The 13,259-nt window shown below is 40.4% G+C and carries 9 protein-coding genes and 1 pseudogene; 1 reads left to right on the top strand and 9 read right to left on the bottom strand.

The annotated features are described in order from the left end of the window. Positions 1-106 precede the first annotated feature (106 nt). The gene (gene ilvD / locus BBI08_RS04220; protein ID WP_040850489.1) at positions 107-1,795 is read right to left on the bottom strand and encodes a dihydroxy-acid dehydratase; all 1,689 of its coding nucleotides are present in this window, start codon (positions 1,793-1,795) and stop codon (positions 107-109) included. Between the two features lie 405 nt (positions 1,796-2,200). Between ilvD and BBI08_RS04215 the strand changes: the two are divergent. Beyond that, positions 2,201-2,620 (top strand): annotated as a pseudogene (locus BBI08_RS04215) (GNAT family N-acetyltransferase); the annotation flags it as partial. 287 nt (positions 2,621-2,907) lie between these two features. Here BBI08_RS04215 and BBI08_RS04210 read toward each other — a convergent pair. The 8 genes from BBI08_RS04210 to BBI08_RS04175 form a co-directional block, all read right to left on the bottom strand. Beyond that, positions 2,908-3,579 carry a GNAT family N-acetyltransferase gene (locus tag BBI08_RS04210; RefSeq protein ID WP_008496732.1) on the bottom strand — a complete coding sequence of 224 codons (672 nt, stop codon included), beginning with the start codon at positions 3,577-3,579 and terminating at the stop codon, positions 2,908-2,910. A 173-nt stretch (positions 3,580-3,752) separates the two neighbouring features. Then, positions 3,753-4,991, bottom strand: coding sequence for a helix-turn-helix domain-containing protein (locus BBI08_RS04205; RefSeq protein ID WP_008496731.1), 1,239 nt, complete (start codon positions 4,989-4,991; stop codon positions 3,753-3,755). Between the two features lie 100 nt (positions 4,992-5,091). After that, positions 5,092-6,351, bottom strand: a complete 1,260-nt coding sequence (locus BBI08_RS04200) for a S8 family peptidase (protein WP_008496730.1) — start codon at positions 6,349-6,351, stop codon at positions 5,092-5,094. Between the two features lie 247 nt (positions 6,352-6,598). Then, positions 6,599-8,218: a BCCT family transporter gene (locus tag BBI08_RS04195; protein WP_065528528.1), complete on the bottom strand. Its 1,620-nt coding sequence runs from the start codon at positions 8,216-8,218 to the stop codon at positions 6,599-6,601. 34 nt (positions 8,219-8,252) lie between these two features. Beyond that, on the bottom strand, positions 8,253-9,695 hold the full coding sequence (locus tag BBI08_RS04190; protein ID WP_065528527.1) for an aldehyde dehydrogenase family protein: 1,443 nt from the start codon (positions 9,693-9,695) through the stop codon (positions 8,253-8,255). A 20-nt stretch (positions 9,696-9,715) separates the two neighbouring features. After that, positions 9,716-10,771 carry a homoserine dehydrogenase gene (locus BBI08_RS04185; RefSeq protein WP_008496729.1) on the bottom strand — a complete coding sequence of 352 codons (1,056 nt, stop codon included), beginning with the start codon at positions 10,769-10,771 and terminating at the stop codon, positions 9,716-9,718. A 4-nt stretch (positions 10,772-10,775) separates the two neighbouring features. Continuing rightward, a complete protein-coding gene (locus tag BBI08_RS04180) occupies positions 10,776-12,026 on the bottom strand; it encodes a M20 metallopeptidase family protein (protein ID WP_008496728.1) in 1,251 nt (416 codons plus the stop codon). A gap of 25 nt (positions 12,027-12,051) precedes the next feature. Then, positions 12,052-13,251, bottom strand: a complete 1,200-nt coding sequence (locus BBI08_RS04175; protein ID WP_040850517.1) for a cystathionine gamma-synthase family protein — start codon at positions 13,249-13,251, stop codon at positions 12,052-12,054. Positions 13,252-13,259: the final 8 nt, after the last annotated feature.

Raw genomic sequence — 13,259 nt, 5'->3', positions numbered from 1 at the left:
ATTTACCAATGTTGTTTCCCCCTTTTATTGTGCCTCAACATCTCAGTTGACTTACGGTTTCATGAAAGTCAACTGACTGCCAAAGTCTGTCTTAGTTAATCCCTTTTTATGAACGGTTCAGGTAATCAGTAACTGCTCCTTTTGATGAACAAGAAACATTATGCGCATATTTACCGAGCACACCTTTTTTATGAAGCGGTGGAGCAACCCAACGTTTTCGGCGTTCTTCCAACTCAGCTTCAGATACATCCATCGAAATTTCTTGTAACTCGGAATCGATAGTTACGATATCTCCTTCTTCAAGCAAGGCAATTGGTCCGCCAACTTGAGCTTCTGGTGCGATATGGCCCACTACTAAGCCGTGAGTACCGCCGGAAAAACGTCCGTCTGTCAGTAATGCAACTGATGCGTCCATACCTTTACCGACAAGAATTGCAGAAACTGACAGCATTTCCGGCATTCCCGGACCACCTTTTGGTCCTACATAACGAATAACTAATACATCACCTTCGTTAATTTCATTGGCCATTACAGCATCTGTTGCTTCTTTTTCATTGTTGTAAACGCGAGCAGGACCTGCATGGCGTTTTACTTTCACACCCGATACTTTTGCTACTGCGCCGCTTGGTGATAAGTTTCCTTTTAAGACAATGAGTGGACCATCTTTACGTTTCGGATTATCGAAAGGCATGATGACTACTTGACCTTCTTGCAATGCCGGAGCTTCGTTTAGATTTTCTGCCACTGTTTTTCCGGTTACCGTCATACAGTCGCCATGCAAGTAACCAGCTTCTAGCAACATTTTCATAACCGCTTGAACCCCGCCAACTCGGTGCAAATCTTGCATAACATATTTTCCACTTGGTTTTAAATCAGCCAAATGTGGTACCGTTTTTTGCAATCGGTTAAAGTCATCAATCGTTAAATCCACTTCAGCCGCGTGAGCTATCGCTAATAAATGAAGAATTGCATTTGTCGATCCACCTAGCGCCATGACTACCGTAATCGCATTTTCAAATGCTTCTTTTGTCATGATGTCTTTTGGATAAATATCTAATTCAAGTAAATTATGTACAGCTGCTCCTGCTTTTTCACAATCCGCTAATTTCTCAGCTGATACCGCTGGATTTGAAGAACTTCCTGGCAAACTCATTCCCATCGCTTCAGCAGCAGATGCCATTGTGTTGGCTGTATACATTCCGCCACATGACCCAGCGCCTGGACATGCACCACACTCGATATTGCGTAACGTACTGTCATCCATGTCGCCGTTATTATGTTGGCCCACACCTTCAAATACAGAAACAATATCAATATCTCTATTATTGTGGCGACCTGGAGCGATCGTTCCTCCGTAAACAAAAACAGCTGGAACTTCAGAGTTTGCAATAGCAATTAAGCAACCTGGAATGTTTTTATCACAGCCACCAATTGCGACTAAGCCATCCAAACTTTCTGCTCCTACCACTGTTTCAATTGAATCTGCAATCACATCTCGGCTTGAAAGTGAATACTTCATCCCTTCTGTGCCCATTGAGATTCCATCAGAAACCGTGATTGTATTAAAGATAAATGGGACGCCTCCAGCTGCTCTAGCGCCTTTTTTGGCACTAATTGCTAAGTCATCAATATGTATATTACATGGCGTCACTTCACTCCACGTGCTAGCGACGCCGATCATTGGTTTTTTAAAATCTTCGTCTGTCACTCCTACTGAACGAAGCATCGCTCGGTTAGGCGCTCTCATGGCCCCTTCACTAAAAACTTTGCTGTTGATACGCAAATCTTTTTTCATCATTTATCCTTCCTTTCTTTTCTATTTATTATAGAACACATTTGTCAGAATTCAACGAATAAAAGAATAATATTTCATTATTTTTTTAATCGTCAAATAATTTACAAATGTATTCGCTTACATTCTATCATAACCAACCCCTCCCTTGTTATATGCAATATATTAATTTATAATTAGTTTGTCTAGAATAACTTTTTTATTTAGCCTTGTGATGAGTCTCTCTGTTACATCTAATGAATCGATGGACTTTCACTATTATTCATCCCGGTATTTCTTCTACATTATTTCACAACTCTAGTATTTTGAATTAAAGGGGATGAAGATTTGTTGATTCGGGAAGCTAAGAGAGATGAATTTCATATACTAAAAGACCAGCGCATTGCTGCTTAGCAATGTTTCCAAGAAGAACTGTCACCGAAACATTGGGGACGACTGAAATCCAATTTGGCTTCTGCTAATGAGTTACAACCTGGTGTAGAAGTATTTGTAGTCGAGATCGGTCGGGAAATTGTGGGGAGTATCGTATTATTTCCTTGTGGATCCCATACATATACCGGAGTACAAGAGATAAGCGAATATCCTGAAATCCGTTTATTAGCAGTGACTCCTGAGTTTCGCTCACGTGGAGTTGGCAAAGCACTTGTTGAACATTGCATCGATATTTCCAAAATTCGCAAACAAAAATCAATCTGTTTACATACAGAATGTTTTATGAAGAACGCCATCGACTTGTATGAAAAAATGGGCTTTAAACGTGTTTCTTCACTTGACTTTAAACTATTAAATGACGGCATTACCGTTAAAGCATTTCGTTTTGATATATAAACAGAAAAATCCCCTTGTGCAGTTTGCGAAGTCGTAAAACCGCGCTGGTCGCTTTGAGGATGACTCCCGCAAGAAGCCAGGAAAACCACCTGTCTTCTTGCCTCGTCTACCCCATGGACGCGCCACTGCTAGCGTCTACAATAAATAGGTAATCTAAATAATGTCGAAATTTTTCTATAAATAGAGAAGTCAAAAAGAAGAGGAATTGGAGCAATCTCTTCCCAATACTTCAGTTGTCTATAAGTTGAAACAAGCCGCATCTGCTGCGGCTTGTTTTTTTAGTTTTCCTATTGTTCATGATGAAAAGGATTTTCCCACTCCATTAATAGTGCATATCCTCTAGACTCTTCATCTTCTAAATAATTTTTTACGATGCACACTGGTGTTCTGCCGCAGCTTAGTAAGAAAGAAAGAACCGGATCTTTAATTTCCCCCGATACTACTTGCTCAGCGTATTGTTCTGCAGTGAGCCGATCAGAAAATTCATGAAACCCTGGCATCCTTCCTCCACCAAGCAATCGGTCTAACTCATCTTCTATAACACGTTCATACATCGCATGCATTAATAACTGACCTAGTTTTAACGATCGGTATTTAGGACGAATGCAGATGTCGACGATATACAAAGTGTTGCCTTTTGGATTGTGATTTCGAATATAGCCATTATCTGTTGCATCCTCCCACGTATGCATTGGTGATATTGGATCAAAATCTGTTAGCAAAGCTGTAATCGACCCAGCAATTTCTCCTTCGACTTCGATACATATAGCACCTTCAGGATATAATTCCGTATGGTTTGTCAGCTGCTCTGAGTTCCACCAAAGTTCCTCCGGAAACGGGTGGGGGAAACTTTCTTTTTGAATGGCAATCAATGCCGGAAAATCTGATTTTGTGTATTGTCGTATTTCCACTAAAACGGGCTTGTTATCACTAAAAGCATATTGTTTCTTCTTATACATATGTCTCTCCCCTTTTTTCTTATCGTACGTGAATCTAGGCAATGAAAAAAGCTGCTTAAAAGTAAGCAGCTTTTTTATTCATTAAAGTGGAGGTAAAACATTTGGACCGCCAAGTACAACGGCAGATAGTAAACCTGTATACATAATAGACAAGACTATTAGTTTTTTCTTCATCAATTCAACTCACCACCATTCTCATTCCAGAAAGATTGATAGAAATACGCTTTTTCCCATTGTTGCTGCTTGCTATAATGACGTGCAAGTTCCGCTGCAACATTTCTTGTTTCTTTTATATAACCATTATTTCTGAAAAATTGGAACATTATATCTTCACAATAGGTCATAAGGTCTGGTTGGGAAAAATTCCTTTTCTCAAAATAATTGGCATAAATTCGAAAAAACTCTTCTTCTGGCTTAGTACTTATCGCTTTCAATTCTTCAATGTGTATAGAAGGATCTTGGCCCGTTTCCATCATAGATTCTAATAAACTCGTTAAAACAGCTTTGTAGAAATACGTATCCCGTTCTACTGCTTCTTTTAACGATTGAAGAATCACTAACGCTTCACCATGGGCATGTTTCATCCTTAATAATTCTGTGTAATTATAAAGCGTTTGGTTGTGTAACGCTGTTTGATTAGTTAAATGGGTGTTGCGAATTAGTACTTCATAGAGACTCTCTGCCTGAACAAGCAAATTTCTACGTGTATAGTTGATCGCTAAAAGCATTTGGGCATGGAGTAGTCGGATGTAATTGTGGTGGAGTTGGAAAGATTGAACCGCCAATTCAGCAAAATGTGCTGACAGTTCGTAACGGTCTGCAAGCACTAACATTCGCGCCTTTTGATAATAAAACTCTCCTTCAAATTTCTGTGGAATGCTTTGAATCCCTATATCCATTTTGTTTAGAAATTCAAAAGATTTTATGTTGTCGCCCACCATTGAGAAGTATAGCGATTGAAAAAATTGATGAACCCAGAGTTCTGGCGCTAAAAAAGAAGCTTTCATTCGTTCTAATAGCTTTTTCTGTTGTTCCGCTTTGGTCAAATTATAATCGTAAATATAAAAACGAAATTTATAAAGTTCGTATTGATTGACCAAATCGGTTGATTGAATATAATCATTTTCTCTTTCCAACTGCTTATAAATTCTTCTCATCGTTTCTAGATCGTAATGAAGCGAACAATCGATAAATTGTCCAATCGTCCGCTCGAGCTGTTTATGTTTATCCATCTCTTTGTTCAATTGAACACCCATTTTTAACAACAATGCTTTGATGGTAGATTCATGGGGGCTGTAAGCATTCGATTCAGTTTTGCTTAAATGTGAAATTGAACAAATGCCTTCCGCCAATTGTGACTGCGTTAGACCATTTTTTGTCCGATAATACTTGATGATTGAACCGACATTCATAATTTCACCCTTTTTAACAGAATAAATAAAATATATCACAAAAAAACAACCCTGACATTTTTGACAGGGTTGTCGCTTTTGCTAACTGTAACGTCTATCATTATTGAACGCGTGAAAAACCGAAACCTGATGCATAATCATCGCCATAGCCTGCACCATATCCTGAGAGAATATCATATGATTTTGCACGGTTTTGTAAATCTGCTCTCACCTGTACGTTTGTTGCACTTGGATTTGCTGCCCAAACTTTAGCAGCAAGTCCTGCTGCGTGCGGCGAAGCCATCGATGTTCCGCTTAGCGTCGCATAGCCACCTGTATACCACGCGGAATAAACTGCTGCGCCAGGTGCTGAAATTTCAACATCGTATTTGCCAATAGAATAATCACCATCGTAAAAACTATAGCCACGTGAAGAAAAATCAGCTACGCGGTGTGTACCATTTTGAATAACATTTTCAAGTGCAGCTACTGCAACTGCATTTTTTAAAGCCCCTGGGAAGCCAATAGAGCCTTGTGAAGGACCTGAGTTACCTGCTGCTGCTATTACTAATACACCTTTGTTATACGCGTAGTCAACAGCGCTCGTGATCAAGCTGCTTTCCGTTGGAGATCCTAACGACATATTAATTACTACTTTTGTATTTAATGCGCTTGCTTGATCTGCGACGTGGCGGATAGCTGTCGCAATATCATCAGAAGAACCCGAACCATCATCTCCTAATACTTTATAAGCCCACAGGTCAGATTGTGGCGCTACTCCGTATAAGCCGCCGTTACCATTTGCTAAAGCAGACCCTGCAACATGCGTTCCGTGTCCTTGGCGATCGGTACATGTGCCATTCGTGATGCTACTAGTTAATGTAAAGTCTTTACATTGTTCTACATTGTTCGCTAAATCTGCATGATTTACATTCACTCCAGTATCGAGTACGGCAATGTTAATACCTGCTCCACCAGAAGTTTGTGTTAGGTTTGAATTATTATAGATGGCTTTGATCCCCCATGGTGTGGATTGAGAAGCTGCCATAGTTGAGTATTGAGCTAGCGGCTCAGCTGAAGTTTCATCAATGCTATATTCTGGAACTTTTTCGACTGTTATATTTTTGTTTTTCTGAAGTGCTTCAAATTGCTTTTCGTTCATATTGGTTGTGAATCCTTCGTTTTCAAAATCCCAATGAACACCGTATTGGCTTTTAGCATTTTTCAACTCTTTTTGATTTGCTGAGTCAACCAATACACGAAATTTCTCATTGCCATTCGCTTTTTCAACAGAATCCCCGTTTGCGCTGACGCCCATTGCCGGTATTAACATAGTAGCTGTCAATATTGCTGTCGTAATGAATTTTGCCGATTTTTTCATCGTTCAATCCCCTTTTCCAATATGGTTTATGGCAACTGACTCCAGCTACGGCGTCCCGCGCTTTCGCATATGTCCGACTTGAGGACGCTGCCACACATTTAAAGTTAGCAGAAGTTTCCGTTTTTCGTAATTGGGAAATTTTCTAGTGGATTGAACGTGAATATAGTAAGTGAAACTATTTACCTAATTATATATACCTATTCACCTGATCAATGTATATTGAATGCGAAAACGCAAAAAAGCTCCGTCAAATTTCGACGGAACTATTTTTAGGATTTTTTTGTCGCTCTCCTTCTTTTGATGAAGACTTTGTCGAAGCCTGAACCGGATTCAATTTTACTTCATGTTCTTCAATAACCACTTCAAATTTTTCTTGAGACAAAGATTTCATTAACGATACACTAATGAATAACATAATGACCGTAAACGGCAAGGCCGCTATTAATGCTACTGATTGAAGCCCCTGCAATCCACTGCTGACAATCAGTACTCCCGTAATAACTGCGATTAGGACAGCCCAGATTCCTTTAACTGCATTCGATGGATTTTCATTGCCATCAGAAGTCATAATTCCGAGTACGTAAACCGTAGAATCGGCAGATGTAACTAAGAAAATCATAATAAGCACTAACATTAATGCAGATAACAAACCATAAAGCGGGAATTGTTCTAAGAAAACAAAAATGGCGGTCGCAACGTTTTCAGAAACGGCTGTTGAAAGTGCTGTGTTTTGGAACAAGTCCATGTAGATTCCCGTTCCTCCAAAAATAGACATCCATACAAAGGCGATTAAAGGAGGAACAATCATTACGCCTGACACAAATTGACGAATGGTTCTTCCTCTTGATATGCGTGCAACAAACGATCCGACAAATGGAGACCAGGTAATAACCCATGCCCAATAAAACACTGTCCAATCTTTGACCCACGTTTCTCCTGAATATGGAGTCATTTGAAAGCTCATTCCAACAAAGTTCGTTAAGTAATCTCCAATTCCAAGGACAAACGTTTCAAGGATGAAAACAGTAGGTCCATTAAACAAAAAGAACAGCATAAATCCGACAACTAAAACCATATTGAGATTACTTAATATTTTAATCCCTTTATTAACACCAGTAATGGCAGATAAGGTAAATAACACAAACATGAGGCCGATAATGCCAATCTGCATTCCACCCGTATTGGGCAAAGAAAAAACATGACTAAGTCCGGCATTTATTTGCAGTACACCCATACCTAAAGATGTTGCAACTCCTGTCACTGTCGCTACAACTGCTAAAATATTGATCGACCTTTTTAAGGTTTTGTTCATTTTTTTCTTAGAAACTCCATCAAGTGTCTCACTGATTAGCAATTTGCTTTTTTTTCGGAATTGAAAATAAGCAAGAGCTAAACCAACAAGAGTGAAAACCGACCATTGATGCAATCCCCAATTAAAGAAAGAGTAATTCATGGCAACTCGAGCTGCTTCAGCAGATTGAGGTTCAATATTTCCAGTAGGAGGATTCGCAAAGTGAGTCATCGGTTCTGCAACACCCCAAAAAACAATCCCTGCGCCAAATCCAGCGGCGAATAACATGCTGATCCATGCAAAAAATGAAAATTCCGGTTTCTCATTTTCTTGTCCAAGCTTAATCTTTCCATATTTGCTAAAAGCAAGAAATAGACAAAATGCCACGAAAAACGCGACGGACATCATATAGAACCAACCAAATGAATTGCCGATATAGTTTGCGACAGCAGCTGCAATTGTCGTCATACTTTGGGGAGATAACATCCCCCACAAAGCAAACAAAGTGACAATGGTAGCCGATATTTTAAAGACGGGATTGTTAAAAGAAGCACGTTCCAAGTTTTTCTTTGTCATAAGATTTCCCCCTTCACCCATGTCGATAATTTTTTTATTGGCCAGGCAGTTTAAAACAAACAACTTTTGTTTCTGTCATTTCTTGTATCGAAAATTTAATGCCTTCACGACCTAACCCAGAGTTCTTAACTCCACCAAATGGCATGGCATCAATACGGTAATCGCTGCTGTCATTAACCAGTACTCCGCCGACATCCAACTTGGCAATCGCTTTATGAGCCATATCAATGTTTTTGGTGAAAATTCCAGCCTGCAAGCCATAGTTGACGCTATTTGATAATACAATTGCTTCATCTAGATCAGCTATGGGATAAAGCAAAACAACCGGACCAAAAATTTCTTCTTGAGCCACTTTACAATCTTTTGGCACATCAGTGAGCACAGTTGGTAAGTAATAGGCTCCGTTACGTTCTCCACCAGTTAAAATGACTGCTCCTTTTTCAACTGCTTCGTCGACTAGGTTCTCGACACGAATCGCTTCTTTTTCAGAAATCATTGGCCCCATGTCCGTAAGTTCTGATTGTTTATCACCGATAATGTACTTTTCTGTCCGCTCTACGAATTGGCTTTGGAAGGATTTGAAGATGCTTTTTTCAACATAAATTCGTTGAACACCTAAGCAATTTTGTCCAGCCGCCCAGAAAGCTCCTGAAACGCAAGATTCCACTGCATCCTCTATATCTGCATCTTCCAACACAATGACCGGTGAATTCGAACCCAGTTCCATACTAATTTTCTTCAATCCCGCTTTGCTTACTATTTTTTCACCCGCTTCAAGGCCACCTGTGAAGGTAATCATCCGGACTGCCGGATGGGTGACAAGTGCATCTCCAATTTCGCTGCCATGGCCTGTAATGACAGACAAGACCTTAGCTGGCAATCCAGCAAACGAAAAAGCTTCCGCCAAGAGCAGTGCACTAAGAGGCGTCACGGTCGCGGGCTTGACCACTATGGCATTTCCCGAAGCAATCGCTGGGCCAATTTTATGTGCTACTAAATTGAGCGGATCATTGAACGGTGTGATTGCTGCGATAACGCCAATTGGAAAACGGTAAAAATAACCGATTCGACTTTCACTTCCTGGCGATTGATCGAAAGGAATGGTTTCTCCGGTGATTCGTCTTGCTTCTTCTGCACTTATACGTAGCGTTTGAATAGCACGTCCTACTTCTTTAGTTGCTTCACGGATCGTTTTACTGCTTTCCATTGCAATGATTCGTGCAAATTTTTTATGATGTTCTTCTATATAATCAGCTGCACCATGAATTACTTTCATACGTTGATGTACGGGCATTGCAGCTGCAATGCCTGCACCTTTTTTTGCTTCTTCTAAACAATTCAGCATATCCTCAACCGTAGCTGCAGGAACTAAATCGATGATGGTATTATCTTGTGGATTACGAACTTCAATAGTTTTCTCACTGCTTATCCATTCTCCTGCAATAAACATTTTTTGACCTTTAAGATGAGTAGTCATCGGTTCACCGCCTCCTCTCGTTATAGTTTTACTGTTTGCTTTTGGCGAGCAATCGTTATTAAGTCAATCAATAATGAAAAGCCTGTTTCGACTTTTCCAGCTCCTGCTCCACTTAATGTTACCGCCCCCAGTAAATCTGTCTCATAAGTGATAGCATTTGTCGCACCACTAATCGATGCTAACGGATCATCTAAATCCACTTTTTCTAAAGCAATCGAAGCGATGACTCCTGTTTGATCTTTTCGTGCTGTTGCGATAAGCTTCCAACGTTTCCCTTCTATTTTCGCTTCTTCAATATCTTTAGCTGTAATACTTGAAATTCCTGTGCATGAAACTTCTTCAACGGTCAATGGAGCTTTCATCACGTAGTTTGAAAGAATAACAATTTTATAGCGCGCATCATATCCCTCTACATCACTGGTCGGATCTGCTTCGGCATAACCTAAAGCCTGAGCTTCTTTTAACGCTTCTTCATATGTAACCCCTTCGTTCTCCATTTTCGTCAAAATATAATTTGTCGTCCCGTTCAAAATCCCTCGTATTTCAGTAATATCATTCCCTGCAAGTGTTGCGTTAGGCATACGAAGTGCCGGGGTCCCACTCATCACGGTACCTTCAAATCCCCAAGACACACCATGTTGCTCAGCAATTTCTGAGAGCTCTTTATATGCTAAAGCGACAGGTCCTTTGTTTGTCATAACTACGTTTTTGCCATGTTCAAATGCTGATTTACAATGATTGATTGCCGGTTGACCAGTTTTCACATCCGTATAAGATACTTCGATAATCGTATCCGCATTGGACTCGCAAATGGTCGTTATACTATCCCATCCTTTGATTAACCCTGTCGTTTCAGGATAATTTTCTAGGTTTCCGGTTTCTTTCAAGGTTTTTAAAACCAACTCGATATCAAGTCCGTTTGGCTGATAAATAGAACCTTTCATAAAATCAGATATCGCCACAATTTGCGCTTCAAAATTTTCGTCGCGTTTTAATGCTTCTTTTTTATGATGAAGAATTTCAGCTAAACCTTGTCCAACTACGCCAAATCCGATAAATGCTAATTTATGAACCATGATTTCACACCTCACTTTTTTGTATTACTTGCTTGTTTGGAAGAATAGTTGAAGACATCTCTCCGATTAAAAAATTGCGTGCTGTTTGCGCTAGAATTGCAGCACCTATTGGCAGACACTTTTCATCAATGTCAAAAATTGGCGTATGAAGATCTCGTTGCACTCCATCCGCAACAGCACATCCTAAAAAGAACATCGAACCAGGCAATATTTGCGTAACGTATCCAAAATCTTCTCCCCCCATACCAAATGGTTTTTTCGTGATGCCGAGATTAGGGTAGATTTCGTAAATTGTTTTAAGAAATATGTCATTAATGCTTGGATGATTCACTAATGCTGGCTCTCCTCTTTGAATCTCTAACGAATACTCACCATCTAAACGATCTACAACTGAAAATGCTTTTTGTATTTCGTTTGATAACAAGTCACGAATTTCGGAAGAATAACTGCGAATTGTTCCTTCGATTTTCACTTCAGTTGGAATAATGTTGCTTGCTGTCCCCGCATGAATTTGACCGATGCTAATTACTGCCGCTTCCAATGCAGGAACTTTTCTAGAAACAATTCCGTGCAATGCTTGTAACACAGGCCCTAACATCCAAGTCGGATCGGTTCCAAGTTCCGGATACGCGCCATGTCCGCCAGTTCCAATAATTCTTGCTTGAAAAACATCAACATTTGCCATGCTATACCCATCATTGATTTGTACTTCTCCAACAGGCAACCATGGGCACATATGAAGCGCAATCGCTGCGTCTACGCCATCGTATACGCCAGCCTGCACAAGATAAGGAGATCCAGACATTCCTTCTTCATCTATGCTTTCTTCTGCTGGTTGAAAAATAAATTTTACAGTCCCTTGAATATCCATTTCTTTAAATTGCTTAGCTAAAATTTCTGCCGCCCCCAATAAAATTGCCGCATGCGCATCGTGACCACAAGCATGCATAATACCTGGGTTTTGTGAACGATAATCACATTCGCTTTGTTCATCTATTGGCAGTGCATCAATGTCTGCTCGAATGGCGATCGTCGGTCCATCACCTGAAGTCAATGTCCCGACGACACTTGTTTCTACACCTAAGCCAATTTCTACATTAATGCCAGCTATTTTCTGTAAACGTTTTGCAATATACCGACTAGTCTCGAACTCTTGAAAGCTGAGTTCAGGAAACCGATGAAACGTACGCCGCCATTCGATTAATTTGTCTGCTATCGCGTTGGCTCGCTCAACACTAAGATGATGTCCTACCATTCTTTTGCACCTCGGATCGTGATGATTAAATTTTCACAGCACTTTCAACATGTTTAAAAGCTTGTTCGAAATCAGCAATGATGTCTTCAATATTTTCGATTCCGCAAGACACTCGAACCAAGCCTTCAGGAATTCCCATTGCTGCACGTTCTTCTGGCGTACATTCTACGTGACTTGTTGTCCGCGCAGGACCAACCGTTGTTTCAACAGCCCCAAGGTTTGCTGCACGATGTGCGTATTGCAATTTTGGAAGAAGATCTCGTACAGTATCCACGCCGCCTTTTACTGCAAAGCTGAGCATGCCGCCAAAATCTTTCATTTGTTTTTTCGCAATGTCATGGTTTGGATGCGTTTCAAGTCCTGGATAAAAGACATCTTCGACCAATTCTTTTGTTTGTAAGTATTTTGCAAGCGCCATTGCATTTTTGCATTGCTCACGAACACGAATATGAAGTGTCTTCATCCCGCGCAAAGTCAAGTAAGCTGCCATTGGATCCATCGTTGCCCCGTTGATTTCACGGTAATGATAAACTTGCTCAACGAGTTCTTGAGAACCGACCAAGACGCCTCCTAACGCATCTGCATGCCCCCCGAGAAACTTTGTTGCGCTATGAATGACCAAGTCGACGCCCAGTTCAAGAGGATTTTGATTAATCGGTGTGCCGAATGTGTTATCAATAATGACAATTGCTCCGACTTCATGTCCTGCCTTCGCCATTCGCTCAATATCCGTAATTTTGACTGTTGGATTTGTTGGTGTTTCTAAGTAAAGGATTTTACAACCTTTTGCCACTTCCGCTTCAATAGACTCGTGGTTACCGGTTTCCGCTAAAGCCACTTCAATATTTTGTCGCGGAAGAAATTCAGTGAAAATTTTATTGGTTCCACCATATGTGTCTTTTACCGAGACAATGCGATCACCCGGTAGTAAAAATGTTGCTAGTGTGTTGCTAATGGCAGCCATCCCTGTAGAAAAACTTGTTGCTGCTTCTGCACCTTCTAGTATTTTCACTTTATCTTCAAATGCCTGTACTGTTGGGTTTGTGTTGCGTCCATAAATATGACCTTTTTTCTTTCCGATTGCTACGTCGTACCATTCGTCCATATCGTCATACGTATAAGCTACGCTCAATACCACAGGCACTTGAGTTGCACCATGTACCAAATATTCTTTTTCTCCTGCCCATACTGCTTTTGTTCCCATCTGAATATCTTTTTGTGTCATACGACCAC

Origin of the sequence: Planococcus halocryophilus, assembly GCF_001687585.2 — a bacterium.
GTDB lineage: Bacteria > Bacillota > Bacilli > Bacillales_A > Planococcaceae > Planococcus > Planococcus halocryophilus.
The sequence above is the reverse complement of the archived record's forward strand: the minus strand, read 5'-3'. Positions and strand labels throughout refer to the sequence as shown.